At 63.4% G+C, this 26374-nt stretch carries 31 protein-coding genes; 10 read left to right on the top strand and 21 right to left on the bottom strand.

Going from position 1 to position 26374, the window contains the following annotated elements; genetic code table 11:
- The 4 genes from FEV16_RS13485 to mch all read right to left on the bottom strand — a co-directional run.
- Positions 1 to 118: formaldehyde-activating enzyme (locus tag FEV16_RS13485; protein WP_210234890.1), on the bottom strand; the 118-nt coding region annotated here is incomplete at its 3' end.
- A 140-nt stretch (positions 119 to 258) separates the two neighbouring features.
- Positions 259 to 1134, bottom strand: coding sequence for a triphosphoribosyl-dephospho-CoA synthase (locus tag FEV16_RS13480; RefSeq protein ID WP_138168142.1), 876 nt, complete (start codon positions 1132 to 1134; stop codon positions 259 to 261).
- Between the two features lies 1 nt (position 1135).
- Entirely contained in the window at positions 1136 to 2095 is a 960-nt protein-coding gene (locus tag FEV16_RS13475; protein ID WP_246657330.1) for a RimK family alpha-L-glutamate ligase, read from the bottom strand.
- Between the two features lie 14 nt (positions 2096 to 2109).
- Positions 2110 to 3090 (bottom strand): methenyltetrahydromethanopterin cyclohydrolase, encoded by a 981-nt coding sequence (gene mch, locus FEV16_RS13470; protein ID WP_138168141.1) that lies wholly within the window; start codon positions 3088 to 3090, stop codon positions 2110 to 2112.
- A gap of 335 nt (positions 3091 to 3425) precedes the next feature.
- Between mch and FEV16_RS16955 the strand changes: the two genes are divergently transcribed.
- Complete coding sequence (locus FEV16_RS16955) at positions 3426 to 3584, top strand: hypothetical protein (protein WP_171015233.1); 159 nt, start codon at positions 3426 to 3428, stop codon at positions 3582 to 3584.
- Positions 3585 to 3651: 67 nt separating this feature from the next.
- Here the strand turns inward: FEV16_RS16955 and FEV16_RS13465 are convergent, their stop codons facing one another.
- The gene (locus FEV16_RS13465) at positions 3652 to 4635 is read right to left on the bottom strand and encodes a helix-turn-helix domain-containing protein (protein WP_138168140.1); all 984 of its coding nucleotides are present in this window, start codon (positions 4633 to 4635) and stop codon (positions 3652 to 3654) included.
- A gap of 176 nt (positions 4636 to 4811) precedes the next feature.
- Here FEV16_RS13465 and amoC point away from each other — a divergent pair, with 176 nt between their 5' ends.
- Complete coding sequence (gene amoC / locus FEV16_RS13460; RefSeq protein WP_138168139.1) at positions 4812 to 5585, top strand: bacterial ammonia monooxygenase, subunit AmoC; 774 nt, start codon at positions 4812 to 4814, stop codon at positions 5583 to 5585.
- Positions 5586 to 5641: 56 nt separating this feature from the next.
- Here the strand turns inward: amoC and FEV16_RS13455 are convergent, their stop codons facing one another.
- Positions 5642 to 6514, bottom strand: a complete 873-nt coding sequence (locus FEV16_RS13455; protein ID WP_138168138.1) for a folate-binding protein YgfZ — start codon at positions 6512 to 6514, stop codon at positions 5642 to 5644.
- Between the two features lie 104 nt (positions 6515 to 6618).
- Here FEV16_RS13455 and FEV16_RS13450 point away from each other — a divergent pair, with 104 nt between their 5' ends.
- The 3 genes from FEV16_RS13450 to FEV16_RS13440 all read left to right on the top strand — a co-directional run bounded on the left by FEV16_RS13450 (position 6619) and on the right by FEV16_RS13440 (position 8617).
- A complete protein-coding gene (locus tag FEV16_RS13450; protein WP_138168137.1) occupies positions 6619 to 7944 on the top strand; it encodes a dihydroorotase in 1326 nt (441 codons plus the stop codon).
- A gap of 96 nt (positions 7945 to 8040) precedes the next feature.
- Positions 8041 to 8352 (top strand): plasmid stabilization protein, encoded by a 312-nt coding sequence (locus FEV16_RS13445; protein ID WP_138168136.1) that lies wholly within the window; start codon positions 8041 to 8043, stop codon positions 8350 to 8352.
- Between the two features lie 37 nt (positions 8353 to 8389).
- The gene (locus FEV16_RS13440) at positions 8390 to 8617 is read left to right on the top strand and encodes a hypothetical protein (RefSeq protein WP_138168135.1); all 228 of its coding nucleotides are present in this window, start codon (positions 8390 to 8392) and stop codon (positions 8615 to 8617) included.
- Between the two features lie 44 nt (positions 8618 to 8661).
- Here the strand turns inward: FEV16_RS13440 and FEV16_RS13435 are convergent, their stop codons facing one another.
- Positions 8662 to 9174 carry a hypothetical protein gene (locus FEV16_RS13435; RefSeq protein WP_138168134.1) on the bottom strand — a complete coding sequence of 171 codons (513 nt, stop codon included), beginning with the start codon at positions 9172 to 9174 and terminating at the stop codon, positions 8662 to 8664.
- Between the two features lie 124 nt (positions 9175 to 9298).
- Between FEV16_RS13435 and FEV16_RS13430 the strand changes: the two genes are divergently transcribed.
- Together FEV16_RS13430 and FEV16_RS13425 are read left to right on the top strand one after the other, a co-directional pair.
- The gene (locus FEV16_RS13430; protein ID WP_138168133.1) at positions 9299 to 11773 is read left to right on the top strand and encodes a TIGR02302 family protein; all 2475 of its coding nucleotides are present in this window, start codon (positions 9299 to 9301) and stop codon (positions 11771 to 11773) included.
- 60 nt (positions 11774 to 11833) lie between these two features.
- A complete protein-coding gene (locus tag FEV16_RS13425; RefSeq protein WP_138168132.1) occupies positions 11834 to 12034 on the top strand; it encodes a twin transmembrane helix small protein in 201 nt (66 codons plus the stop codon).
- A gap of 30 nt (positions 12035 to 12064) precedes the next feature.
- Here the strand turns inward: FEV16_RS13425 and FEV16_RS13420 are convergent, their stop codons facing one another.
- The 8 genes from FEV16_RS13420 to FEV16_RS13385 all read right to left on the bottom strand — a co-directional run bounded on the left by FEV16_RS13420 (position 12065) and on the right by FEV16_RS13385 (position 17594).
- Positions 12065 to 12541 (bottom strand): TlpA disulfide reductase family protein, encoded by a 477-nt coding sequence (locus FEV16_RS13420; RefSeq protein ID WP_138168131.1) that lies wholly within the window; start codon positions 12539 to 12541, stop codon positions 12065 to 12067.
- Positions 12542 to 12697: 156 nt separating this feature from the next.
- Entirely contained in the window at positions 12698 to 13975 is a 1278-nt protein-coding gene (locus FEV16_RS13415) for a sialidase family protein (protein ID WP_138168130.1), read from the bottom strand.
- A 59-nt stretch (positions 13976 to 14034) separates the two neighbouring features.
- A complete protein-coding gene (locus tag FEV16_RS13410) occupies positions 14035 to 14550 on the bottom strand; it encodes a hypothetical protein (RefSeq protein ID WP_138168129.1) in 516 nt (171 codons plus the stop codon).
- 71 nt (positions 14551 to 14621) lie between these two features.
- On the bottom strand, positions 14622 to 15095 hold the full coding sequence (locus FEV16_RS13405; RefSeq protein ID WP_246657329.1) for an energy transducer TonB: 474 nt from the start codon (positions 15093 to 15095) through the stop codon (positions 14622 to 14624).
- A 30-nt stretch (positions 15096 to 15125) separates the two neighbouring features.
- The gene (locus FEV16_RS13400) at positions 15126 to 15842 is read right to left on the bottom strand and encodes an energy transducer TonB (RefSeq protein ID WP_138168128.1); all 717 of its coding nucleotides are present in this window, start codon (positions 15840 to 15842) and stop codon (positions 15126 to 15128) included.
- The gene (locus tag FEV16_RS13395; protein WP_138168127.1) at positions 15839 to 16369 is read right to left on the bottom strand and encodes a biopolymer transporter ExbD; all 531 of its coding nucleotides are present in this window, start codon (positions 16367 to 16369) and stop codon (positions 15839 to 15841) included. The genes FEV16_RS13400 and FEV16_RS13395 overlap by 4 nt, the downstream gene beginning before the upstream one ends.
- Positions 16369 to 17013 carry a MotA/TolQ/ExbB proton channel family protein gene (locus FEV16_RS13390; RefSeq protein WP_138168126.1) on the bottom strand — a complete coding sequence of 215 codons (645 nt, stop codon included), beginning with the start codon at positions 17011 to 17013 and terminating at the stop codon, positions 16369 to 16371. The genes FEV16_RS13395 and FEV16_RS13390 overlap by 1 nt, the downstream gene beginning before the upstream one ends.
- 161 nt (positions 17014 to 17174) lie before the next feature.
- Positions 17175 to 17594, bottom strand: a complete 420-nt coding sequence (locus FEV16_RS13385; protein WP_138168125.1) for a hypothetical protein — start codon at positions 17592 to 17594, stop codon at positions 17175 to 17177.
- A 125-nt stretch (positions 17595 to 17719) separates the two neighbouring features.
- Here FEV16_RS13385 and FEV16_RS13380 point away from each other — a divergent pair, with 125 nt between their 5' ends.
- Both FEV16_RS13380 and FEV16_RS13375 read left to right on the top strand, forming a co-directional pair.
- A complete protein-coding gene (locus tag FEV16_RS13380) occupies positions 17720 to 18091 on the top strand; it encodes a DUF2946 family protein (RefSeq protein WP_138168124.1) in 372 nt (123 codons plus the stop codon).
- A 77-nt stretch (positions 18092 to 18168) separates the two neighbouring features.
- Positions 18169 to 20790, top strand: coding sequence for a TonB-dependent receptor (locus FEV16_RS13375; RefSeq protein WP_138168123.1), 2622 nt, complete (start codon positions 18169 to 18171; stop codon positions 20788 to 20790).
- 112 nt (positions 20791 to 20902) lie between these two features.
- Here FEV16_RS13375 and FEV16_RS13370 read toward each other — a convergent pair whose 3' ends face one another.
- From FEV16_RS13370 to FEV16_RS13355, 4 genes are all read right to left on the bottom strand, one after another.
- Positions 20903 to 22300: an NAD(P)(+) transhydrogenase (Re/Si-specific) subunit beta gene (locus FEV16_RS13370; RefSeq protein ID WP_138168122.1), complete on the bottom strand. Its 1398-nt coding sequence runs from the start codon at positions 22298 to 22300 to the stop codon at positions 20903 to 20905.
- Between the two features lie 4 nt (positions 22301 to 22304).
- The gene (locus FEV16_RS13365; RefSeq protein WP_138168121.1) at positions 22305 to 22757 is read right to left on the bottom strand and encodes an NAD(P) transhydrogenase subunit alpha; all 453 of its coding nucleotides are present in this window, start codon (positions 22755 to 22757) and stop codon (positions 22305 to 22307) included.
- 37 nt (positions 22758 to 22794) lie between these two features.
- Positions 22795 to 23922 carry a Re/Si-specific NAD(P)(+) transhydrogenase subunit alpha gene (locus tag FEV16_RS13360; RefSeq protein WP_138168120.1) on the bottom strand — a complete coding sequence of 376 codons (1128 nt, stop codon included), beginning with the start codon at positions 23920 to 23922 and terminating at the stop codon, positions 22795 to 22797.
- A 72-nt stretch (positions 23923 to 23994) separates the two neighbouring features.
- Positions 23995 to 24141 (bottom strand): aa3-type cytochrome c oxidase subunit IV, encoded by a 147-nt coding sequence (locus tag FEV16_RS13355; protein ID WP_138168119.1) that lies wholly within the window; start codon positions 24139 to 24141, stop codon positions 23995 to 23997.
- 261 nt (positions 24142 to 24402) lie between these two features.
- Here FEV16_RS13355 and FEV16_RS13350 point away from each other — a divergent pair, with 261 nt between their 5' ends.
- Positions 24403 to 24906: a ferritin-like domain-containing protein gene (locus tag FEV16_RS13350; protein WP_138168118.1), complete on the top strand. Its 504-nt coding sequence runs from the start codon at positions 24403 to 24405 to the stop codon at positions 24904 to 24906.
- A gap of 118 nt (positions 24907 to 25024) precedes the next feature.
- On the opposite strand, the gene rpmF is transcribed toward FEV16_RS13350, so the two are convergent.
- Together rpmF and FEV16_RS13340 are read right to left on the bottom strand one after the other, a co-directional pair.
- Positions 25025 to 25213: a 50S ribosomal protein L32 gene (gene rpmF / locus FEV16_RS13345; RefSeq protein WP_138168117.1), complete on the bottom strand. Its 189-nt coding sequence runs from the start codon at positions 25211 to 25213 to the stop codon at positions 25025 to 25027.
- Between the two features lie 102 nt (positions 25214 to 25315).
- Positions 25316 to 26332 (bottom strand): GH25 family lysozyme, encoded by a 1017-nt coding sequence (locus FEV16_RS13340; protein ID WP_138168116.1) that lies wholly within the window; start codon positions 26330 to 26332, stop codon positions 25316 to 25318.
- Positions 26333 to 26374: the final 42 nt, after the last annotated feature.

Genomic DNA, 26374 nt, shown 5'->3' with positions numbered 1-26374 from the left:
TGGCGAAGGCGAGCTCGGCCGCCGAGCCGCGCGGACCCATGATCAGGTCGATATGCGCAACTTCGTTGCCGTCGCCGACCAGCGACTCGCCGACCAGCATCTTGTTGATCACTGCCATGTGTTCCTCCCAGAATTCCCTCTGACGGCGCGCGCGCCATTTGGCGTCGAGCGCCCTCTATCCCCTCTTCGGCGCCGAGCGAAAAGAGCCCGATCAGACCGGTGGCCGGATAGCCGCGAGACCATCCCGCGCGCGCGGACTCAACCATTTTTGCGCGGCCTTGCCAAGATGGCCGCCAGATAATCGGCGAAAAGAACTGCGACCGTCAGATCGGCGCTTGTGCCTGGATTCAGTCCGCGCCGCTTGAGCGCGCGATCAAATTCCAACGCCAGTTCGAACGCCGCGTCGCGCCTTTCGGCGCTTTTCAGGTGCGTTTCAAAATGGGCCGCCTCGCCGCGGATCGCCTCGGCGGCCGCGAGCCCATGTTTGCGCGCAATATGGCTGTCGGGAAAAGCGGCCAGAAAGGCCGTATAGACGCGGAGCGTCGCGAGCGGTCCATCAGCGCCTCGATTTCGCGCTGCAGCGAAGGTCTCAAGGCCAAGGTCGAAAATATCGGCGAAGCCGTTGGCGTATTGCCAGGCGATGCGGTCGCGGTCGGCGGCGGCCTGCATCGCCTCCAGCAGAGTCGTATCGGCCGGCGCGTGGACGTCGTGCTGCGGCGCATCTCCAAGCCCGGCCGGCCGCGCATGGGCGATGGCGCGAAAGGCGGCGTCGGCGTCATTGATGTCCAGCGCCTGCAATACGCGTTGGGTCTCCTGACGCAAATCGGCGCTTTGCGCCGTTGCGGCGGCCTGCGCGAGCGGCGCGCAGAGCAGGACAATGCCGAGATTGGTGTTCTGCCCGACGCGCGCCCAAGTCGCCTCGATTGCGCCAGCGATGCGCGCGCCGACAGTCGATTGCGCCGCGGCTATAAAGGGGGCGGCGGCCTCGGCGCTTGCGACGAAATCCGCCGCGGTCATGCCGTGGCCATCGGCGAAGACATGGACGTTGCCGGGCTTGGGCGCTTGCAATTCCGCCCTACAGGCGGCGATGAAGCCGGCCGCGATTTCTTGTGGCGCGACTGAGAGCGTCGCCACGTCAGGCGCGAAGCCGCTCGCGCGCCATCTGCGCAAGCGCGTCGGCGGCGAGCCGGTCGGCGATGGAGAAGGGCGTCACCCGCTGCAGTCCGCTCCAGCCGGCCATGCTGTTGACTTCGAGAATAAGCGGCTCGCCCCGGTCGTTATTGATGATGTCGACGCCGGCGAAGTCGACTCCGAGAGCTTTAGCCGCGGCGAGGGCGATCTCAGTTTCCCGAACTGACGGCTCGGCGGCGAGCGGCTTCGCCCCCTGCCGCACATTGGTGATCCAGTGGCTCGAACGTCGGCGCATGGCGGCGACGATTTCGCCGTGCGAGACGAGAACGCGCATGTCTTCGAACGGCGGCCGCGCCGGGCCGACGAAGCGCTGGAGATAGAATACGCCCCGCGCGTCCTGAAGCGACGGCAGATCATCGACGCGCTCGATCAGTCGCAGGCCCCAGCCCTGGGCGCCAAAGAGCGGCTTCAACACCAGCGGTCCTGTGGCGCATTCGCGCCGCGCGATGGCGCGCGCCTGCGCGAGAGTCTGCGCGGCGAAGGTCTGAGGCGTCGGCAGTCTGGCCTGCGCCAGAAGAAAGCTCGCCATGGATTTGTCGGTGCAGCGTTCGATCGCGCGCGCGCTATTAACGACCGGGACGTCCAGCGCCTTCAGCGCGTGCAGGACGCTGAGCCGCATGGTGATCGCTTCGAGCGAGCCGTCGCCGATGGCGCGAACGATGGCGAGATCCGGCAGGTCGCAAAAGCCCGGGATCAGAAGGCCGCGAGCCCGGCCCGTCTCGATCTTGCAAGCGGAGAGCCGCACGGCGACGGGCGTCGCCCCCTGCGCTCGGAACGCCGCAAGCGTCTTCTCGACGTGCCAGTCGAGCTTGTCGGTGAAGACCGCGACGCGCGGCGACGGCCCTCTCTTCTCGGCCGAGGAGGAGAGGGCGCCGGGTCTATCAAGCAGGTCGAACGCAGTCACAAACGCCTCGGCGATCACCCGCCAAACGATTTATCCAGCAGCGCCAGATTGATCTCGCCGGCGCGGAAGGTTTCGCCCGTCTCCACCGCCGTCACCAGCGCTTCCGCGGGTGAAAACAGGCTGCCGTCTATCTTATAGAAATCGCCCTTATACGCCTTGAAAATCTCGGCGAACGGCCGGCCATAGTCGCGCGACGTGCCGCTCGGCAGCTTTTCAGCGAGCTCCTTGGCGGCGGCCGCCGAACCTTTGACGAAAAGATGGGCGCGGCCGGCGTAGATGATGGCGTCATTGGTGCGGCCCATCGCCTGAACGAAGTCGGGGTGGGGCGGCGAGAGCGGCGCCGTCGCGACGCCGTCGATAATGTCGTCGAGCGGAAAGTGCAGTTCATGCGCTTTGTGCAGCGCGACTTCGAGCACGCGTCCGACCACCTGGACACCGCCTGCTAGCGACTGCGTCGGCGCGTAAATGAATGCGACCTTGTCCGGAGACACGCCGGAGCGCGAGGCGACTTTCTCGACCACCTCCTTGGGCGGCGGCGAGCCGCTTTCCAGAACAATGGTCACGCGGTCGGCCAGGTCGCGGTAAGAAAGCTCGTCGAAAAGCTTCTCCGCTCGGGCCTGGGCGCGGCCCGGCCCCGAACCGAGCGCGAAGAATTTTTCATGGCTCAGGCTCCAGCCGGCGTATTGGCTGGCAAGGCAGGCGACGACAGGGTCCGTGCTCGTCACGGTCAGCCAAAACGGCCATTTCGGCGCGGCCGGCGAATGGGAAAGCGTCACGCGTCCTAAGCCGCCCATACAAATTTCGGTCAGCCGCAGGCCCGCCTCTATGCCGCCCACGACCTTGGCGCCGGCGTCGATCAGCAGTTCGCCGAGACTGCCCCGCTCGACCGAAATCCGATATTGCGCCGCTCCCGCGACAAGACGATCGACCAGTACGCCCGCAAGAGCGTTGACGCTTTCGGTCGTGCGGCCGCTGACGTTCATGTTTCCGCTCACTTGTGGCCCCTCCCTTCGTGCGCTCTGTGGCGCTTATTGCCGTTTCCGAGCCGTTCTATGCAGCAAGCCTGCGGCCGGTTTCGCGCAAAACTTACAGAGCTTTCCGGAGAAACAAAAGCCGGGCCCTAGTCGCAGCTCATGTCGCGGATGCGAATGGCTTGGCAATGAACTTTCAAGAAAGATGTCGCAAATTTTCAATCTTTGTGGGTTTATTAAGGCAACCAATCGGCTGTAGAGGCGTTGAGCCCCGTCCGTGTGCGATTGCGCACTTCGGCGAGGCGGGTTTCGAATTAGAAGCGAAGATGAAAATCATTGCGACTGGGAAGGAAGCTAAGATGGACCTGCAGACGGACGAACGGAGCGGGGAGCGGACCGTCGGTCACCTTGCGATGACCGACGTGCTTTACGTCGCGCTCGCCATTGCAGTCATTCTTTTCGGCAATGTAGCCCTGGTCCGCGCTATGGACGTCGCGCTCGATACCTTGGTGCATTAACTCCGCCCTTTAGCTACTTGGCAAAGGCCCGCCGCTCGCGCGGGCCTTTCGCGTTTGCGTCTATCATTCACCTCGCGCCGCGCCGGGCGGCCGACCAGGAGCGATAGGCGCCGGGCGTCATCCCCGAATAGCGCCGGAAGGCCCGCCTGAAACTGGTTTCGTCCATATAGCCCGAGGCGGCCGCGAGCTGCTTGACGGATTTCTGCGTCGTCTCCAGCAGCATGCGCGCCGTCTCGAAGCGGACGCGATCGAGAAAATGCTTGGGCGTTTCGCCCGACGCCTCCTTCAAACGCCGATGCAGGGTGCGCTCCGAGACGCCGAGCGTCCGCGCGAGATCGATTGTCGTCAATTGCGTGTCGCCAGCCTGGCGGACGATATGCTCGGCCTCGAGCAAGAAGGGGTTAGAGGCCGAGAGATGGCCGGGCGGAATATAGATCGCCTGAGTCGAGGGGGCCGCGTCGACGACGGTGAAATCCCCCGCCTTCTTGGCCGCCTCCGGCCCGAGCAGGGCGCGAATCACATGGAGCGACAGGTCGATCCATGACAGCGGGCCGCCGGCGGTCACGACCCGGCCGTCCTCGATGAGCGAAGCGCCCCAGGCTGCGTCGGCGCGGGGATAGCGGCTTTTCAGCTCATTATGCCGCCACCAGGTGGTGGTGCAGCGCCGCCCGTCCAGCAATCCCGCTTCGCCGAGCAGAAAGACGCCATTGCAGGAGCCGGCGACGATGGCGCCGAGCGCGTGCTGGCGTCTGAGCCACGCGGCCGCGGCGCCTATGGCGGGGGTGGCGGGCAGCGCATGGCCGCCGTCGCAGAGATAGCCAGGAACGATGATCGCCGCGCAGCCGTCGGCGTCCTCGAAGCGACCGTCGACCTCAAGGAGCCGGCCGGCGCCGTCGCGGACGGGCCTGCCGTCATGGCTGACGCTCATCACCCGATAGAGCTCGGGCGCATTCCTTTTCGCCAGCATGCGGCGGCTCAAGGTCAGCATATCGGCCGAACCGACGAAGGCGAGGCCCAGACAACTTTCGAAGCCGAGAATTGCGATGTCCATCTCGCCGACTCCACTCATCAGGCTGTGGCGAATTTTGCATGGATATTGGCAAATCCGCTGTCTGACTTTGCAAGCCTAATGGCGAATCCGCCACGCTGTAAAGGAGGCTCCGACGCGCGACGCTCACATTCGCCGAAGGGCTGAAGTCGCCTTTCGGTCGAAATGGAGGAAAGGAAATGAGCGTAACCTCGCAGACGGCGGCAGGCGCAATCGATCGCGCCGAACCGATCGTCGATCTCAAGGGAATGTGGATCGGGCTTGCGGTCCTGAACGGCTTTTATCTGGTCGTGCGCATTTACGAGCAGATTTATGGCTGGCGCGCCGGCCTCGATTCATTCGCCCCGGAGTTCCAGACTTATTGGATGAGCATTCTGTGGACGGAAATTCCGCTGGAGCTCATCTCGGGCATCGGACTTGCCGGCTGGCTCTGGAAGACGCGCGTGCGCGACATGTCGAGCCTGACGCCGCGTCAGGAGCTGCGGGCCGTCGCCGACAACGCGGCGTGGCTCGTCGTCTATGCGGCGGCGATCTATTGGGGCGCGAGCTTCTTCACCGAGCAGGACGGCACCTGGCACATGACGGTGATCCGCGACACCGACTTCACCCCGTCGCATATCATCGAGTTCTATATGAGCTATCCGATCTATTCGATCCTGGCGGTCGGCTGCTTCTTTCACGCGAAGACGCGGATTCCCTATTTCTCCAAGGGCTATTCGCTCGCCTATCTGATCGTCTCGGTTGGGCCTTTCATGATCATCCCGAACGTCGGCCTGAATGAATGGGGCCACACGTTCTGGTTCATGGAAGAGCTGTTCGTGGCCCCGCTGCATTGGGGCTTCGTGTTCTTCGGCTGGATGGCTCTGGGCGTCTTCGGCGTCGTGCTGCAACTGCTGATCAACATCCACCGGGTGATCGGCAAGGAAGGCGTTGAACTCCTCACCGGCGCCTGACAACAGCAAATCGGAGCGCGGGCCATCCCAGGAGTCCGCGCGCCGACACACTCCCCCTAAATCAATCGTCGAGCTTTCGCGCCTTCTGGCCTCTTGGGGCTAGGGGGCGCTTTTTCCGCCTCGAACTCCAAGGCGACGCCGGCGGCCACCGGCGACTGGCCTTTCTCTTTCGCCTCGGCTAGGCGATCGAGTCGCACCAGCGCCAGACCTTCATCGGCGAGCCGCGACCCCGTCACGCCAACTTCCACATCGCCGATATGGATTGCTTGGCCGGGCGGCGGCGCTTCGCCTTGCGCGCGATAGGGCGCGATTCGCCTGCGCACCAGCCCGCGATGCTTCATGCGCGACACCACCTCTTGGCCGACATAACAGCCCTTCTTGAAGTCGAGCCCTGAGAGCAGATCCATGTTCGCTTCGTGGGGAAAGGTTCCGCCATAATCGAAATCGACGCCGCCGAGCGGCACGCCTGCATGGATGCGTCGCGCCTCGTAATCTTTCCGCGCGTCCTTTGTCGGAATTTTACCCTTCTCCGCGATGGCGCGAAAACCGAGAGGTCCGCGCGGATCGGCGGCGACTGCGACGGCCTCGACCTGCGGCGGCTCGGTCGCGTCAGGGAAGGCGATCGCTTCAAGTTCGTCGCTGCGGTTCGTCACGCTAAGTTTCGAACGCAGTTTGTAGATGTTCAGACGTTTTTGGAGATCGGCGGCAAGGACGAGCGGACAGTCGAGCAGATAGCGGCCGTCGCCGACCGCAAAGACCAGAAAATCGAACAAAATCTTGCCCTGCGGCGTCAGCAGCGCGGCGAACCGGGCCTCGCCGGCCTTGAGCGCGGCGATGTCGTTCGTCACGAGATTGTGCAGGAACTGACCGGCGTCTTCGCCTGCAAGTTCGATAACTCCTCGATCGTCAAGCAAAATCGCGGTCGTCATGCGCCTCATTCGCCTCCGCCTCTGGCTGCTTGAGTCTCGCGCCTCTTTGGCGCATTAGCAACAAAACCCCACAAGGCGACGGCATCGCAAGCGAGGCGCCATCCATGCCGCAGGTCTTTGACGTCATCCTTTCAGGCGGCGCACTCGTCAACCAAGATGGCGAGGGCGCCCGCGACGTCGGCCTTCGCGGCGGCAAGATCGCCGAGATCGGGGACCTTTCCCGCGCCTCGGCGGGGGAAAGAATCGACTGCCGAGGCCTTCATATTCTACCCGGCGTCATCGACACCCAAGTGCATTTCCGCGAGCCCGGCGCGCCGCATAAGGAAGATCTGGAATCGGGATCGCGCGGCGCGGTCCTCGGCGGAGTCGTCGGCGTCTTCGACATGCCCAACACCAATCCGCTCACGACAGGAGAGGGGGAGCTTGCCGACAAGGTCGCGCGGGCGATGGGGCGCATGCACTGCGATTTCGCGTTTTGGGTCGGCGGCACGCATGAGAACGCACGCCATCTTGGCGAATTGGAGCGCTTGCCTGGCGCCGCCGGAATTAAAGTTTTCATGGGGTCTTCGACGGGCTCACTGCTCATCGCCGACGACGCCGGGGTCGCCGAAGTGCTGTCGCATACGCGCCGGCGCGCTGCATTTCACAGCGAAGATGAAGATCGTTTGAATGCGCGCAAGCCGTTGCGCATTCCAGGCGATCCATCGTCGCATCCGGTCTGGCGCGACGTCGAGACGGCGGTGCGATCGACCCGGCGGTTGATGAACATCGCGCGCGAAAAGGGCGCGCTCGTGCATGTGCTGCATGTCACGACGCAAGAAGAGATCGCGCTGCTCGCCGAACATAAGGACATCGCCAGCGTCGAAGTGACGCCGCATCATCTGACGATGGATTCGAGCGACTACGCGCGCATCGGAACGCTCGCGCAGATGAATCCGCCAGTGCGCGAAGCGCGCCATCGCGAAGGCCTTTGGCGCGGCGTGGCGCAAGGCGTCGTCGACGTGCTGGGCTCCGACCATGCGCCGCATACGCTTGAAGAAAAGGCCAAGCCTTATCCAGAAAGCCCCTCAGGCATGACCGGCGTGCAGACCCTCGTTCCTCTGCTGCTCGATCACGTCAACGCCGGTCGATTGACCCTGCAGCGTTTTGTCGACTTAACGAGCGCCGGCCCGGCGCGACTCTTCGGCATCGCTGGCAAGGGGCGCGTCGCGGTGGGTTACGACGCAGATCTCACCATCGTCGACATGAGGCGACGCGAAACCATCCGCAATTCATGGATCGCCTCGCGCGTCGGCTGGACGCCCTATGGCGGCAAAGATGTCGTCGGCTGGCCGGTCGGGACTTTTGTGCGCGGCGCCAAGGTCATGTGGGAGGGCGAGCTCGTAGCGCCTTCGCAAGGCGCGCCGATGCGCTTTTGGGGCGCTCTCTAACTCTCCTTTCGCAAAGTTTGCGTGAGCGCGAGGAACATTGCGGCCTCGCGCGCGGTTAGTCGCTCATTCCCAATTGCGCGCTAAAGGAGATGAGCCATGCCGCAGGGAGATAAGTCGGCCTATACCGACAAGCAGAAACGCAAGGCTGAGCATATTGAGGAAGGCTACGAGAAACGTGGCGTGTCCGAGAAAGAAGCCGAGCGCCGCGCCTGGGCGACAGTGAACAAGGATGACGCCGGCGGCAAGAAGTCAGGGTCAGGCCGCGGCGCGCATACGGGCAATCCGGCGGCGCATAGGGGCGGCAAGCTCGGCGGCGCAGCTTCCGCGTCGCGTCCAGCGTCCGAGCGTTCGGCATCGGCAAAGAAAGCCGCCGCCACGCGCAAGCGCCATGAACGGCGCGCGAGCTAGCGCAACGCCATCGCTCTAAACGCGACAGGAGGACGTGATGACCGCGCAAAAAGACATGCAGCCGAAAAACGAAGGCGAGGGCAGCCGCAGCGCCGCCAAGCGCTACAATGAGGCGACGAGAAAATTCGTTGAAAGCGGCAAGGTCGACAAAGCGGCCAAGGACGCCGAGCGGGCGATCGAAGGCGAAGAGGCGGAAGAACTGAAACGGGCCGAAGACAAGGGCCGTTCACACGCCGCGCCGCATGAGCAGGAGCGCGAGATCTAATATTCGGCGCGCTTTCCGCCAAAGCGCAGGCTTCGGCGGCGGGCCTAGTCTTCGCTCCAGAAGTAGTGCCAGACGCCATCCGCTGCGATTCCGATGCGCGTCGCGTGCGGCTTTCCTTCGGCGTTGGAGCGCATGAGATCGGCGAAACGCACGCAGCGCCACCTTTGTCGCGCCTCATCCTCATTATTTGGCGGTTGCGAATGGCGCGCGAAGGCCGGCCATTCGTAAAGCGTCGTTGGCCCGCGTGTGATTTGCACGAAGGGCTGCGCAAAAATCGCGCGAATGAGCGCAATCGTCTCGCGGCCCTTGCGGTCGAAGGAAAGCGCCTTCAAAATCTCGATCGGATCGGTTCCAGCCTTGAAGGCGCCGCTCTTGGCGAAGAGCGGGCGCGTCTCATTCCAATCAATCGGAATGCGGAGCGCTTCGACGTCGCCCGTCTCGCAAGCGGCGAGGATCTTGTCGCGGATCCTGGCGACGGGCGCGGGCAGAACAGCGAGATCGCCAATAGGGGGCGAGATGACGTCGCCGATGACGTCACCCCTGGGTTTGCGGATCATGCTGCATGTTACCGCGCTTCGCCTGAGATGCGTCAATGCGCTGAAATTGTCCACTTTTCTATGGCCAAGATTGTCTGCGCGCGATGAAACCTCCATTGTAGTTAGCGCGTCTGCCGGAGTCTGAATGGACGAGCTTCAACATCAGGTCGGGCCTTTGGGGAAGAAAACGTCGCCGCGTCTCGAGGGGATGCTGCGCCAGTCGGCGCTCGCGATCGTCGCCGAGCGCGTCTGGCGGGTAGGCTTGGCGCTCGCCACGATTGTCCTCTTCTTCTTGGCGCTCTCCTGGCTGGGGTTCTGGGGCGCGGCGCCTTTCGAAGCGCGCATCGCCGGCGTGGCGCTCTTTGGCTTCGCGGCGCTTTACGTCCTCGCCCGCGAAATTGCGCGCGGGTGGCCGCATCGCTCCGCTGCGCTCGAACGGCTGGATCACAGCGCCGACGCCGCGTTGCGACCGGCATCGTCGCTTGAGGACCGTCTCGCCAGTCAGAACGCCGACGCAGGCGTCGAGGCGCTCTGGGCGTTGCATCGACAGCGTCTGGAGGAGGCGCTGGCGAACACCCCCATCGAGGCGCCGCATCCGCAAGTCCCACGGCGCGACCCTTATGCGCTGCGCGCGCTCGCGCTTGTCGCAGCGGTCGCCGCCGGTTTCGCGGCGGGCGATGAAAAGCGCGCTCGGGTCGCCGCCGCGTTCGATTGGCGCGCCGCTACGAGCTTCGGGGCCAGCGCGCGCGTCGACGCCTGGCTTGAGCCGCCCGCCTATACGGGACGGCCGCCGATCGTGCTCGCGAAGGAAAGCGAAGCCCCGATCGAGGCCCCCGTCAATTCGATGCTCCGCATCCGACCGCCCGACGCCGGCGTTTCCGTCTCCGGCGCGCTCGTCGCGGCGCAGCAGGCCGGCGGGGACGCACAGAAAGAGGCTGCGAAGGAGCAGGCGTTCAAACTTTCAGGCGCAGCGCGAATGGAGCTTTCCGACGGTCGCCGTTTCGATCTCGCGGCCATCCCGGATCAGCCGCCGACGATCGCCTTGACGGAAAAGCCGCGTAACAATGTCCGCGGCTCGATGACGCTCGCGTTTCGCGCCACGGACGACTACGGCGTCGTCGGCGCCGAAGCCGTCTTCAGCAAGCCGCCGGGAGGACGGCGCGCGCTTTACGAGCCGCCGCGACTTGCCCTCGCGCTGCCGCCCGGCAGAGGCGGGCAGGGCGACGCCAAGGCGACGATCGATCTCGCCGATAGCCCGTTTGGCGGCGCAAAGCTCGCGATGCGCCTCGTCGCCAAGGACGCCGCAGAGAATGAAGGCGCTTCTGAATCGATTGAGATGACCTTGCCTCAGCGTCGCTTCGTCAAGCCGTTCGCCCGTGCGCTCGCTGAACAAAGGCGCATTCTCGCGCTCGATCCTGAGTCGCGCGCGAGCGTCCGCACCGCGCTCGAGGCGCTGTCGATCGCGCCGGAAGCTTTCGATACGCCTTCGGCCATCCATCTCGGCTTACGCGAAGCGCTCCACGCTCTCGACGGCGCGCGCAGCGACGACGATTTGCGCGGCGTCTCTGATATGCTTTGGGCGATGGCGCTGGGTCTCGAAGAAGGCGACATTTCGCAGGCCGAGCGCGATCTGCGCGCCGCCGAGCGCGATTTGAAGGACGCCATTGCGCGCGGCGACAGCGAGGAAGAAATCGCTCAACGCGCCGAGGAGCTTCGCGCCGCGCTCGATAAATTCTTGCAGCAGCTTGGTAGCCGATTGCCGCCGCCGGGAGCGCCGCGCCAAGAGGCGGAGGCAAGCGCAGATACAGTCACGCCCGACGAGTTGCAGTCAATGCTCGACGAAATGAACAGAGCTATGAAGTCGGGCGATATGGCGCGGGCGCAAAGGCTCTTGGATGAACTTCAGGACATCCTCGAAAATGTGCAGACGGCGCAAGGCGCGGGTCAGCGGCATGCGCGCAGCCGTGAAATGAACCGCGCGCTCAGCGAGCTCGATCAGCTCTCGCGCGAAGAGCAACAATTGCGCGATGAAACTTTCCAGGGGATGTCCTCGCCGGACGACGCGATGGAGTCGCGCCCCTCGCGCGGGCGTCGTCAAAGCGGTCAGCCGCAGAGCGAGGATTCCGGCGCTGAACGCAAACGTCAGCAGGCGCTTCGCGAAAGGCTGGAGCGCCAGCAGGATGCGCTCCGCAAGGGCGGCGTCGAGGCCGGCGAAGAACTCGACGACGCGCGCCGCGCGATGAAGGAGGCGGAAGAAGCGCTCGGCAAGTCCGGAGAAGGACGCGGCAGGGCCGTCGACGCGCAAGGCAGAGCCGTGCAGGCGTTGCGCAAGGGCGCCGACAGGCTGGCGCAGCAGATGCGCGGCGAGGGCGACGAAGAAAATGCCGAAGAAGAGGGCGGAAGCCCCGGTAGGCGAGGCCGCCGCGGCAAGGGCCGCGATCCGCTTGGACGTGCGTCAGGCGATGGCAATCGTCCCGACCTCCAAGGAAAATATGATCCTCTCGGCTTGCCGCCGGCGCAGCGCGCGCATCGCGTGCAGGAGGAGCTGCGCCGCAGACTGGGTCAGCCGGACCGGCCGCAGGAAGAGCTGGACTATCTGCAGCGCCTGCTGCGGCGATAAACGCCTTGCGGGGCGGCGCGCGCTTCTCTACAGCGCAACGGATAGGGAGAAGCGCCGCTCATGCCAAGTTCTTCAAATTTGTTGGTCGTTGTCGCCGTCGCAGCGGTCGCTCTCGTCGTCGTCGCCGGCTTCATCAATATGTTTCGCGGCGGCCAAGGCGCGCCGCAGAGATCGCAAAAGCTCATGCGCTGGCGCGTCGGCCTGCAATTGCTCGCGCTCCTCATCGTTCTTGGCGTGCTTTACGCGAGAGGCCGCTGGTAAACGCCAATAGGCGCGCTCGCTTGCGAGCGGTTACTTGCCCGCGCGCTTCTCCAACCACTCGACGATCAGCGGATCGTCGACCGCGCCTGTCACCGTCACGACGGCGCCGTCGGGCGCGACGAGCGCCGTGAAGGGCAGCTCCCCCCGCCAGCTGTTGTCAGCTTCGAAATAGAGCTTTTCAACGAAATCATCGGCGAAGCCGTAATGATCGGCATTTGCGAGCCCGGCCTTCTCCATACGCGCTTGCGCGCGGGGGCGGTCTTCGTCGCCATCCGTGTTGACGAAGACGATGTCGATTCCTTTTTTCTCGCCGGCGATTTTCGCCCACTGCGGCAATTCAGCGAGGCAGGCCGGACAGGTCACCGACCAGAAATGCACGATCAGCGGTTTGCCGGCGTGCGCCTTGGTCAATTGGGAGAAGGCGCCGCGGCCATAGGGCTTGAAGTCGAAGGCGGACGCGCCGCTCGCTGCGAGCGTGATGGCGAGAGCGAGAGAGAACAGGCGCATGACGCGAATTCCGAACCGAATTTTTGGACCTTGGCATTCCAGACGCGCGCGTTGCGCGCGATCGGGAATCCAGGGTCACGACGTGAGTCTATAGGACTTGCTCTGGATTCCCGGTCAGGCCTATGGCCTGCCGGGAATGACAAAGCGCGGTCCGCATTATCGTGACGCCGCGGCGCTTTTCTCGTCCCGCGGCAGAGGCAAAAGGCGATAGCCTTCCTTATGCGTGAGCCACGAGAGATAGGCCGCGCCCTTATGGGCGATGAGTTCGGGATGGTCTGAGGCGTCCGACGTTTGGGCGATCACGCGCGGCGCGCTCCAGTCCTTGCCATTGTCATGCGACATTTGCATCGCGATCGTCGTCGTCGTTCCGTCGAATTCTTTCCAGACGCGATAGAGTCGGCCCTTCGCCGCGAGCAGCGTGGGATGTCCCGGCGCGCGCGCGTCATCGCCGAATTTCTCGGGCTCCGAGAAGCTTTTGCCTTCGTCCACGCTGCGTGCATAGAACAAGCCTTGGCGTTTCTTGCCTTTGGTGAACCAGACGACATGCCATGCGCCGGAGGCGTCGATCGCAATCGACGGTCCGTGATGCGGACAGCTATTGATTGACCAATCATCGTCCGAAACGCGCGTCGCGGTTGCTTTCGTCGCGTCTGCAGAGAGTTTCGCGGCCATATGGTCGCGAACATTGCCATCCAAAACCTGCCGCCAGGCGAAGGCCGGCGTTCCGTCCTTGTCGAGCGCGCCTGACATGCGGCAGCATTCGCAGGCGTGATCGATCAGGATTGATTTGCCGTTGAAAGTCTTGCCGCCGTCGTCGGAATAGGCGAAGGCGACGCCGCTGCCGAGGAACTCCTTGCCTTCGGCCTTGGCTTGGAGCGCATGCGTCTTGTCGAGCCAACCCGCATAGATGCGGCCCTTTCGATTGACGACGATGCTATCAAATCGCTGACCCCCTTCGGTCAGAAGCGGCTGCGGCGTGGAGAACGTCTTGCCGCCATCGGTCGAGCGCGCCGTGAAGATCGTGCCGATCATCTGCTTGTCGGGCCGAGTCGTATAAGTCGCCAGCAGCGTTCTATCGCTGAGCGCCGTGATTTTCGGTCTCGCGTCGCCATGCGCATCGATGACGCCGTCGGCGACCGTCGCGATCGTTGTCGGCGCGGAGAAGGTCTTGCCATTGTCCGACGAGGCGGCGGCGTAAACTGTCTTGCCGACGGCAAACGCCACCCACAGCCTTCCGTCTTTGGCGAAGGCCGGAACGGCGGTCGTGGCGCACTTGACCTTCGCCTCGGCGCAGGCGGAGGCAGGGTGGTTCATATTATGCGCCGGGGGCGCTGCAGCCTTCTCGACATTTGCAGGCGCCGGCGCCGGCGATTCTTCCGCGGCGAGCCCGGCGGGCGCGCAAACAGTGAGCAAGGCAAAGGCGATGCGCTTCATTCTTCTCTCCTGTTTTAGGCGTCCGACGCCGAGGCAAGGCCGCGAAAGGCCCCTGGTCTTCAGTGGAATCTAAAACTCTGCACGCCGTCATAGGAGCCGCCGGGCGGCGGCGGCGCACGCAGACCCGAGACGATAGAGCGCGCCAATTCGCCATGCTTGGGCGTCGACGCGGAAACGACGGTGACGCCACTCGGCGCGCCAGAGGCGCCGAGGCGAAAACGAATGACGGCGCTTCCCTCGCCGAGATTTGTCGCGCCCGGCGAGCGTGCCCGTATGAGTTGTGCGAGCTTGCGCAGATAGGCGGCGCTGTCGGCCTTGCTCTTTTTCTCGGCGGCGGCCTTTTCGTCACGCGCCGACTTCTGCTTCTCTTCGCTCTGCGCGCCGGCCTTGTCCTCGCGCTTCTCTGTTTTGTCCTCTCGCTTCGTATCCTTACTCTCTTCGCGCTTCGGCTCGGCGCTTTCCTCGACTTTCGGCTTCGGCGCCTCATCGAGCGCGCGCGCCGGCCCGCTTGCGCCGAGCGCACAGGCGAGCGCTATTGCAGAAAGGCTTAGCGTCAGTCGAGAAATATGCCGCATCTTTTCCTCCTCTATAAAATGCGCTGGCCTCATGCGCGTGGATCACCGGCGACGGACCGAATTAGAGCGACTCATTTCGGCGTCGCGCGAAACTTGAAAGTTTGCCCCACGTCCATTGATCCGCCAGGCGGCGCAGGCGCTTCGACGCTCGATAAAATCTTTTTCACCGTCTCCGCGAGCGCGGGACTCGTCGTCTTGTCGATCGTCACTTTGTCGATCTTGCCTTGCGCATTGACGTGAAAGCTCGCTGTCACTTCGCCTTCGCCCGCGGGGCTCTCCGCAGGCGTTTTCTTGGCGATTGCAGTGTAGAGCGCGCCAAGAAACTTGCTCTCCGACATCGCGGGAGCACCCGTTGGCGCGGTCGCCTGTGGCGCCGGAGCGGCCGGCTTTGGCGCCGCGGCGCGCGCGGGCGCAGGAGTTTGCGTTGGAGTCGGCGCCGGCTTGGGGTCCTCCGCATGCGCTGCGCATACGGCGAGCGCCGCAGCGAGGGGAACGAGTCGCGCGAGCTTCATGGTGCCCTCGAATGATCCGGAACAATCAAACATGGCGGGCGCGGGCGTCCGCCATGCTTCGCGTCAGTGGAAGGCGAACGCTTGCGTGAGGAAGGCCGAGCCGCACATGTTGGGGCCGCGCGCAGACGAAACGATCCGTCGCGCCAGCGCCGCATGCGCCGGACTCGATCCAGAGGCCGAAACGCCCGACAGACCGCCGCCCGGATTGACGTGGAACGTCACAGTCGCATGGCCGGGTCCAAGGCTCGTCGAGCCCGGCGTATGCCGACGTAGCGCCGCCGCGATATGGGCAAGACACGTCGCCTGAGACGCGCCGGAATTTCCCGACTGCCCTTCAGGCGCGCCTGCGCGCCGACGCGCCTGCGCCTCCTGGCGTTGCTGCGCGCGCTGGACCTGCTGCTGCTCCTCGACCTTCTTCTTGATCTTGTCGTTCTCTTCCTGTTTGGCGGGCAAAGGCACCGCGTCGGGTGCCATCACCACGGGAGGCGGCAATGCGACCTCGGGCTCCTCGATCGCTTCGGGCGGGGGCGTGTCATTCGCCTCCGCGACTTCCTCCTGTTCGACGAAATCGCCTTCAGGCACGAGGTCCATGCTGACTGAGTCAAGCGAGATCGCGGTCGGCTTCGTCGTGTAAGCCAATATGCCGAAGACGAGCACATGGGCCGCGATCACCGCCACGGTCGTCACCGAACGCAGCCACGACGGCTTGATCGGCTCCACGCCGGGAGGGGGGCGCTCCTCTCGCGCCATCCCTTGCGGACTGAGCGCGAGATCCGTCATTTCGCCGCTCCCGCGGGCGCCGCCGCCGGAGCTGGCGCTGGTGGCGCGCCCAGATGCGCAGGGGCGCGGCCAGCAGCGCCTTTCGTCGCGGGGCCGGTCTTGCTCCGCGAGTTGGTCATGATCGCAATATGCGTGATGCCGTTCGTCGCAAGTCTGTCCATCACCGCGACGACTTCGCCATAGACCGCTTCAGTGTCGCCGCGAATGTGCACGACTCGGCCACGGTCTTCGCCCATCATCACTCGGATGTTCTCGATAAGCGATTCAATGGCGATCTCATCCGCGCCAAGCGCGACCTTGCCTTCCTTGCCCACCGTGACGACGATCGGGTCCTTCTGGTTGAGCGGCATGGCCGTCGTCGCCTGGGGCAGGTTGACCTTGACGCCTTTGGCAAGCAGCGGCGCCGTCACCATGAAGATGATGAGCAGAACGAGCATGACGTCGACAAGCGGCGTCACATTGATTTCGGCGAGTGGCTGATAGAGGCCTTCGGTTGCGCTTTGGCGCTGGCGTGAGGGCATGCCCATTATGCAGCCTCCCGATCGCGACGCGCGCGCGCCTGATGGCCACTGCACATGAGAAGTGACTCGTCTTCGATATAATGCGCCACTTGCTGGCCGACGCGCGCGAAGGCGGCGCCGATGCGGTTGTAGCCGACCGAGGCGGGGATCGCCGCGGCGAGTCCGTAAGCCGTGGCCGCGAGCGCTTCAGCGATGCCCGGCGCCACGACCGCGAGGCTCGTGTCCTGCGATTGGGCGATGCCGGCAAAGCTCGTCATGATGCCCCATACCGTGCCAAAGAGACCGACGAAGGGCGCGACCGAGGAGATGACCGCGAGGTTGGGCAGACCGCCTTCCGCCTTGGTGAGGAACTCGCGCGCGGCGCGGCTCATATGATCAGCGATGCGCGCGCGCTTGTCGCCGATCGTCTCGTCAGGAAGATCGAGCGCAAAAGCCTCGCGGCCGGCTTCGGCCACGGGCGCGAGCACGCCAACGTCTCGACCCTGGCGCGCGGAGCGCGCCGACTTTGCGATGCGGTTGACGGCGACGACGCCTTCGACGATGAGCACCCACGTCCAGATCGACGCGAGCAGCAGCAGCGCCATGACGACCTTCCCGACGGGACCGGCGTTAAGGAACATGGCGAGGGGGGAAAGCGTATTGTAATCCATTTCACTCACTCGTTTCTTGAAGACGCGCTTGCGGCGATCGTGCAGGTGGAGCGTCAGTTATGGTTTTGTATTGTCGCGCGTAAGGGCCGCCCGCGCGGCGAAAGCCGCGGCCAGAGCCATGCGCTACGCGCATCGGACTTCTGGGCCCAAATTCGGAAAACTTAAATTGAAGGCGGCGCGCGAGCCCCATTCGCGCCATTAGAGACGAAACCTTCCGGCGCCCGCGCGGCGGCGGCGCCATGATGAATCGTGGCGCTTTGCTCGGCCGCTGGCCGCGTCACCGAAACGATACGCTCGGGAAGAACGGCGGGCGCGGCATGCGCGCTGAGGCAACAATCCGGGCATCTATGCGCAGGATGCGTGGGCGCAGGGTCGCGCTGCGTCGCACTTTCCTTCTGTGCGGCGGCTGGATGCGTTGCAGCAAGATCTGCAAAATGCTGGCAATCGACGCCGCGCGCATCGGCGAAGGCATGCGCCGATCGAACCGCGCCCGACAAAAGTAGGGAGAACATCAGCGCGCAAGCGGCGGCGACGGCAAATGCCGCACGGAACTCCCGACGCATGGCGCGCAACTGTGACATAAATGTCTCTTAGTTGATTTTTTAACCTTTGACAACGCGCGCAGGCTTGGAAAGGCACGGTTTACCGGTCCATGGTCCGCCTCTGGCGCCGCTACAGTTAACGGCGCGGGATACGCCAAGACTGCATGGGCATTCGCCGACTCGCCACTTTTTTTATTCTCTTTGCGCTTGTCGCGAAGCTCGTCTCGCCCTGCGAGGCGGAGGCGATATCGGTCGGCGCGCCCAATACTTCGACCGCTAAGTGTCATCTCTTCACGAAGACGTCGACTCTGACGCCGGGCGAATCCAATCAAGCGCCTTCAGGCCAACTCAATCACGATGGTTGCTCCTGCGCGCTCTGCCATATTGGCTGGAGCACGCTGCCGCCAGCGGACAATCTCTTTCTAATCGGTAGCTTAGAATACCACCTCGCGCCGCGGGCGCCGCCCGCGCAGGCGCTTATCCTGTCGCGCCCGAGCCGCGGCGCCCCTGCGCGCGGTCCCCCTTCCTTCATCTGATCGACGAAGCGTACGGCGGCTTCAGCCGCTGAGATCAGTCGCGCCGCCCTTGGTCGGCGCTAGAAGGAACACTCGATATGTCTCGTTACTCGCTCTTGCGCGGCGTCTCCGTCGGCGCTCTCACCGTCCTTGCGCTTTCCGAACTATGGGCGACGCCTGCCGCCGCGCAGCAATCGCTCCCGACGATCGATGTCGGCGGTCATCGTCGCGGCGCTCGGCGCGGAACGGAACATGTCGCTGGTCCTGGCGCGGCGACGAATGTCGCGCCTGGGCCGGTTTCTGACTCGCCGCCGTCAGTCTGGTCGGCGACGCTTCCCGACGGCAGGCCGGCCTTCGTCGAGAAGTGGCAATTGCCCAACACGGTCGCGAGCGTCACGCGAAAGCAGATCGAGCGCAAAATCAACATCGTCGACACCGAAGATGCGGTCAGATACATGCCGAGCCTTTTCGTGCGAAAACGCAACAGCGGCGACACGCAGGCGGTCTTGCAGACCCGCACCTGGGGTATAGGCTCCTCGGCGCGCAGTCTCGTCTATGCCGACGATCTGCTGCTGACCGCGCTGATCGGCAACGACAACACGATTGGCGCGCCGCGCTGGGGTTTGGTCGCTCCAGAAGAAATCGAACGCGTGGATTTCCTTTACGGACCCTTCGCAGCGCAATATCCCGGCAACTCGCTCGGTGGCGTGTTGAAGATCACCACGCGCATGCCCGAGAAGCTCGAAGTCTCCGTCCGAAACACCACCACGGTGCAAGACTTCTCTCAGTGGGGAACGTCGCGAGGCTTCGTCAACAACGTAACAGCTTTTTTCGTCGGCGATAAAGTCGGCGACTTCTTATGGACGGTCTCCGGTAACTGGCAGCGCGGATCGCAGCAGCCGCTCACTTACGTGACGACGCCCAATTTCTACCCCACGGCCTATTTGGCGACGAATGTTTATGGCACCACATTCGCAAACGTCATCGGCTCCACCGGCAATCTCGCCAATGATCAAATCAACGCCAAACTCAAATTCGCCTATGACTTCACCAACACGATTCGAGGCACCTATACCTTTGGATTCTGGTCCAATGACGGGCAGTCTTATCCAGAAAACTTTCTTTATGCGGGCAATGGCCCGTTCTGGGGCGTAACGACCTCGTCAAACACGCTCAGCAACGCGGCGTCACCGGGCCTGAGCAATAGTATTCTCCAGAACTTTGCGACACAGGGTCGTTACCGGATCCAGGAAAAGATCATGGTCAACGCCGCCGCGGTGCGCTCCAACAGCGGGGGCCTTTTCGACTTCGAAGTTTCGGCTTCGAATTTTACCTATCTGCAATCCGATCAGGTCTCGCCCTGGTCTGCCGCAATCCCCTTCGGCGGCTATACGCAGACCGGCCGCAACACGGTCTTCACCGGCACTTACTGGACGCTTTTCGACGCGAAGGGAATCGTTCGGCCGCCGGATGGAATATTGCAGGGCCACGACATTTCGTTTGGCGTGCATGGCGATCAGTTCCATCTGAACGATCCCGTTTGGCTCACGACAAATTGGACATCGGGGACCGCGGCGAGCACCGGCGCGGCGATCTCGATCGCTCAGGGCACGACCCGCACACAGGCGCTCTGGTTCCAGGACGCATTCTTCCTCACGCCCGACCTCAAGCTCACCGGCGGGCTTCGCGGAGAGCATTGGCAGGCGTCAGACGGTTACAACCAAGCGGCGGGCGTCAACAATTTCGGGACCGCGCTGACAGGATCGGTCGCCTCATGGCTGCCGGTCTACCAGCCCAATCTCTATAGCACCCGCTTCTCGCCCAAAGGATCGCTCGAATATCGGTTCGACGAGGATTGGAGAGTGGTGGGTTCGATCGGCATGGCGAACCGTTTTCCGACAGTGCGCGAGCTCTACAATCTTGCGACCGTCGCGACGAACGGCGTCGCGACGAATCCAAATCCAAATTTGCGGCCTGAGTCAGCGATCAGCAAAGAGCTAACGTTCGAGCGCAGGCTTGGACTCGATGGAACCGCGCGCGTTTCCTTGTTTGATGAGGAAGTGCGAGACGCGATCATCAATCAGGTTGTCTTTGTGCCCGGATCAGCAGGCATACCGGTGCAAACGCCGACGAATATTGAGCGCATCCGCAACAGCGGCGTCGAGGTGGCGTTTCAGAAGGACAACTTCGGGTACAGGGGCCTTGAAGTGCTCGGCAGCGCGACCTGGCTTAACGCCCGCGTCATTTCCGACCCGACCTGGATCCCAAGCACTGGAAACTTCGAGTTTCCCTGGGCCACGTCTGTCGCCGGCAAGACCGTGCCGAATGTTCCGCAATGGCGCGGGACGCTCGCTTTCACCTATCGGCCGGACGATCACTGGGCGTTCACGCTCGCTGGTCGCTATCAGAGCAAGCTGTGGCGCACTTTGGCGAACAATGATCGCGCCTACGGAATCTATTTTGCCTTCGATCCGTTCTTCGTCGTGGACACCAAGATCCATTACAAATGGAACGATCGTTTCTCCTTCGATTTCGGCGTCGATAACATCGGCAACTGGAGATACTTCCTGTTCCATCCCTTCCCGCAAAGAACCTTCTATGTCGCCGGGCGCTATCAATTCGGCGAAACGCATGGCGAGCCAGGTCTGTTCTATACGGGCAACGAAGGCGGCTGGCCCGATGTGGGCGCATGGCTCCAGCCAGTCGCTTGGAATTGGTGATCCTTCAACACGAAGCGAACAATTGCGCGCTTCGCCCGCTGTCGAGAAGGCCAGATGTAGAAACGCCCGGGAGAAAATTCCCGGGCGTTTTACTTAGAGCGCGTAAAAGAGCTTAATGGCCTAGCGACTTGACGATCGACTCGACGGTCTTCTTCGCGTCGCCGAAGAGCATCATCGTATTGGGCCTGAAGAACAACTCGTTTTCGACGCCGGCATAGCCTGACCCCATGCCGCGCTTCAGGAACAGAACCGTCTTCGCCTTCTCGACATCGAGAATCGGCATGCCATAGATCGGCGAGGTCTTGTCGGTCTTCGCGGACGGATTTGTCACGTCGTTCGCGCCGATGACGAAGGCGACGTCCGCCTGTCCGAACTCCGAATTGATGTCTTCAAGTTCGAACACCTCGTCATAGGGGACGCTCGCCTCGGCGAGCAGCACGTTCATATGGCCCGGCATGCGCCCGGCCACGGGGTGAATGGCGTAGCTGATCTCGACGCCTTCCTCTTTGAGCATATCGGCCATTTCGCGCAGCGCGTGCTGCGCTTGCGCGACCGCCATGCCATAGCCCGGCACAATGATGATCTTGCCGGCATTCTGCATGATATAGGCTGCGTCTTCGGCCGAGCCCTGTTTGACGTTGCGCGTCTCCTTGCCGCCCGCGGGCCCCGCCACCTCTCCGCCGAAACCGCCGAGAATGACGGAGATGAAGCTGCGGTTCATCCCCTTACACATGATGTAGGAGAGGATCGCGCCCGACGAGCCCACAAGCGCGCCGGTGATGATGAGCGCAAGATTGCCGAGCGTGAAGCCGATGCCGGCCGCGGCCCAACCCGAATAGGAGTTGAGCATGGAGACGACCACGGGCATGTCGGCGCCGCCAATCGGGATGATCAGCGTCACGCCAAGCGCCAATGAAGCGAGGATGAGCAGGAACAGCCAAGCGCCGCTCTGAGTGCCGACGAAGAGCGCGGTCAGCGCCAGCATCGCGACACCGAGCATGATGTTGATGGTGTGACGCTCCGGCAGCAGGATCGGCTTGCCCGTCATGCGTTCAGAGAGTTTCAGGAAGGCGATGATCGATCCGGTGAAGGTGATCGCGCCGATCGCCGCGCCAAGCGACATTTCGACGAGGCTGCCGGCGTGAATCTCATTCGCGTCGCCGATGCCGAAAGCGCGCGGCGCAAAGAAGGCGCCGCCAGCGACAAGCACCGCTGCTAAGCCGACCAGCGAATGGAAGAAGGCGACAAGCTCCGGCATCTTCGTCATCGGGACGCGCTGGGCGATGTAAGCGCCGATTCCGCCGCCGATCGCGGCGCCGACGATGATCATCAGCAGGCCGCCGAAGGAGGGGAAATGCGTCAGCAGCGTCGTCGCAACGGCGATCGCCATGCCGATCATGCCGTAGCGATTGCCTTGCCGCGACGTCGCCGGCGACGAGAGACCGCGCAGCGCAAGGATGAACAGAATGCCGGAGACGAGATAGAGAAGGGCTGCGATATTGGCGCTCATGGCGTCAGCCCTTCTTCTTATACATGGCGAGCATGCGTTCGGTGACGAGGAAGCCGCCGAATATGTTGACGCTGGCGAGCGTGACGGCGACGAAGCCGAACAGATTCGCCCACCAGGAGCCCGAAGCTTCGGCGGCGGTCATTCCTTCGACGCCCGCCGCCAGCAGCGCGCCGACGATGATGACGGAGGAAATGGCGTTCGTGACCGACATTAGCGGCGTATGCAGCGCTGGCGTCACCGACCAGACGACGTAATATCCGACAAAGACCGCCATGGCGAAGATCGCCACGCGAAAGACGAAAGGATCGATCGCGCCGCCGGCGAGCCCGTGCGCGGCGGCCGCGGCGGCGGTATGCGCAAGTTCGTCGGAATATTGCTGCGCCTGTTCGGCGAGATGGCGTGCGGCCTCGGCCGCCGCCTGCGCCTTCTCAAGCAATTGTTGCGTAGAGTCGGTCATCGCTTAACGCCCCTTTGTTGAATGTGCAGGCAGGCGGTTATTTGAAACGTTCATCCACGACGGCGCCGTCGCGCGTCAGCGCGGTCGCCTTGACCAGTTCGTCGTCCCAATCGATGGCGAGCTGCTTCGTGTCCTTCGAAACAAGCGTCTCGATGAAGGCGAGCAGATTTTTTGCGTAGAGGCTCGACGCCGTCGACGCCATGCGTCCGGCGAGGTTAAGCGCGCCGATGATCTTGACGCCGTCGACCACCGCCGTTTCGCCGGGCTTCGTCAGTTCACAGTTGCCGCCGCGCTCGGCCGCAAGATCGACGATGACTGAGCCTGGCCGCATGGAGCGCACCATCTGCGCCGAGATGAGCTTGGGCGCCGGCCGGCCGGGAATGAGCGCCGTGGTGATGACGACGTCCTGCTTGGCGATGTGCGAAGCGACGAGTTCGGCCTGCGCCTTCTGATATTCGGGTGACATTTCCTTGGCGTAGCCGCCCGAAGTCTCGGCCTGTTTGAATTCTTCGTTCTCGACGGCGATGAATTTAGCGCCAAGCGATTCAACCTGCTCCTTCGTCGCGGGGCGCACGTCGGTGGCGCTGACGATCGCGCCCATGCGCCTTGCCGTAGCGATCGCCTGCAGACCTGCGACGCCAACGCCCATTATAAAAACTTTCGCCGCCGGGACGGTGCCTGCGGCGGTCATCATCATCGGGAATGAGCGGCCATATTCGGCCATCGCGTCAATGACGGCGCGATAGCCGGCGAGATTGGCTTGCGACGATAAGACGTCCATGGATTGCGCGCGCGTGATGCGCGGCATCAATTCCATGGCGAAGGCGACGGCGCCCGTCTTGGCGAGTTCGGCGAGTTGCGCCCCCGCGCCGAACGGATCCATGATCGCGATCGCCGCGAGATTGGTTTTGGCGCCCGACAGCTCCTTGGCCGAAGGGCGGCGCACGCGTAGCGCGATATCGGCTCCCGCCAGCGCCGCCGCCGCGTTTTTGGCGATCGTCGCGCCGGCTGCGGCGTAATCGGCGTCGAAAAAGCCGGCTGCGTCGCCTGCGCCGGCCTCAACGGCGACATCGGCGCCAAGTCCGACGTATTTTTTGACGGTCTCGGGCGTCGCCGCGACGCGCGGCTCGGATTTATCCGTTTCAGCCAAAACGGCGATGCGCATGACGAACTCCGGTTGCGGAAAAACCGTCGCCGCCAGCGTCGCCGCCAGCGGTTGATGGCAGGAGACGCGGACCTATCGGGCGATGAAGAAATACAGCGCGAGCAGCACCGCCGCGGTGCTCGCCGCCCCGATCTTCAGCAGCAACAGAAATGTCTTGTAAGTCTTTACGTGCTCGGCCCAATCGCCGTTCGACTCCATGGGCGTGCGCAAGCTCGCCATCTGGCTCCTCCCGATTCTTGCTGATGCGCGCGTGAAGCCGCCCGCGAAGCTGATGCTAAACGAGCGGAAGCCATTGGGCAACGCCTTGAGCGCAGGAGAACGTGCGGCGCCCCGACGCGGCAGGAAGCGAAGCAGAGCCGTTGGGGTTTCTTGCCGCTAGGGCGCTTCTTGCCCCTAGGAGAGGAACATTCGCTATGCGATGGCGTTCCAATGCACGCCTGAGGCGCGGGCCCCCAAACATCGCTAAACCGGAGCGGAACGATGGGATTCTTTTCGAAAGACATCAAGACGATCGACGATCTGTTCGTGCACACGCTGCGCGACGTCTACTATGCCGAGAACCAGATCCTGAAGGCGTTGCCCGACATGGTCGAGAAAGCCTCAGATCCGCGCCTCAAGGAGGCGTTCGAGCAGCATCTCGGCGAGACGGAAAACCAGGTGCGGCGGCTCGAGAAAGTTTTTCAGATGCATGGCGTCGCGCCGAAGGGCATCAACTGTCCGGCGATCGACGGCATTCTAGAGGAGGCAGACGAAGTCTCCGGCGAGGCCGCCGACAATCAAGTGCTGGACGCCGCGCTGATCGCGAGCGCTCAGGCCGTCGAGCACTATGAGATCACGCGCTACGGGACGCTGATCGCCTGGGCCAAGGAGCTTGGCCGCGAGGATTGCGCGCAGCTTCTTTCCGAAACGCTCGCTGAAGAGAAGAACGCCGACAGAAAACTGTCTTCGCTCGCCGAAGGGCGCATCAACCGCAGGGCCGCCTAATGAAAGGATCGGCGCAGCTCTCGAGTTGCGCCACTAAAAAACCCCCGGCTCAGGCCGGGGGGATTTCGTAGTCCTGGGCGAGTCCAGCGCTCGCTTTCATTATTTGACCGTCGAGTGATTATTCCTCGACGGATTTCGGCTTCAGCACCTGACGGCCGCGATACATGCCGGTCTTCAGGTCGACGTGATGCGGCCGGCGAAGCTCGCCCGAATCCTTATCCTCGATATAGGTGGGCGCTTTGAGGGCGTCGGCGGAGCGACGGAAGCCCCGCTTCATCGGCGAGGTTTTTCTCTTCGGAACGGCCATTTTCTCTTACTCCGGGGCGTCCCGCCGGCGTCTTAGCGCGCGGGACGAAAATTCAAAGGATGGGCGCGAATACACCAATTCGCCCGGTATGGCTACCCCTTGCTAACCCTGCCTGTCCTGCGCGGTTGGACCGCCTTCTATTGCTGCGGGCGGCGTCAAGCCGCCGTCCCTTCCCTGGGGGACCATCGCCGGGTCTTCCTCGATGAGCTGTTTCGTCCCACGGTCGTCGACTGGGCGCGCCGCGATCGGCGCAGCCGTCAGGCCGGTCTGATGCGCGAGCCAGCTTCGCCAGTGATCGGCGGATCCATTGAACGTGTTCTGGTCGACCGCGCCGGTGATGCCCGGCACGCGGCCGTCCGAGCGATACTGCCAAAACGTCCATTTGCGGTCGCCGTAACGCACCTGTGGGTGATACTTCGTCGAGCGCACCCAGATCGGATATTCGGACAGAGCGTCCGAGTGCAGGATCGCCTGATAGAAGTCGACCGACGAATAGATGATCGGCCTCTTGCCGTAGTGGCGCTCCATTTCCACGAGCATCGCTTTCATGTCGCGGAGCACTTCCTCGCGGTAGAGCGTGCGTTTGCAACTGCGCGAGGTGGGCGTCGCCTCGACGTCGAGAACGGGCGGCAGGGCGTCCGGCTCGTTTGGCGCGACGCTTCTGAAATTGCCGATTTCCTCCTGCGGCTGACGGCACCAGTAGACGAAATGATAGGCGCCGCGCGGCACGCCCGCCGCTTTCGCCGCCGCCCAATTATAGGCGAATTTCGAGTCGACCCGGTCGGCGCCTTCAGTCGCCTTGATGAAGGCGAAGGAGACGCCAGCCTCCTTCACCTGCCGCCAGTCGATGTCGCCCTGGTATTTCGAGACGTCGATGCCGTGGACGGCGAATTCGGCGCTGCGCGTCGCCGGGAAATTATGAAGTTCCGTCTCCGGCACCGCATAGGCGAGGAAGCTCGGGTCGCGCTTGGGGTTGATCAGCGGCGCGCTGGTCTGGAAACGCGGCCGGCGCGAGAACATCGGATCATAGGAGCTGCCGCAGCCGGCGAGCGTCGCCGCGGCCAGCGCGGCGCCTACGAAGGCAGTGGAAAGTGAAGTAAAAAATTTCAACGAGCGCATTTCGTCAAATTATCTCCGCAGACGGTAACGGAGCGTAAACGC

This window comes from Methylocystis sp. B8 (genome assembly GCF_005771425.1).
Classification (GTDB): domain Bacteria; phylum Pseudomonadota; class Alphaproteobacteria; order Rhizobiales; family Beijerinckiaceae; genus Methylocystis.
The sequence above is the reverse complement of the archived record's forward strand: the minus strand, read 5'-3'. Positions and strand labels throughout refer to the sequence as shown.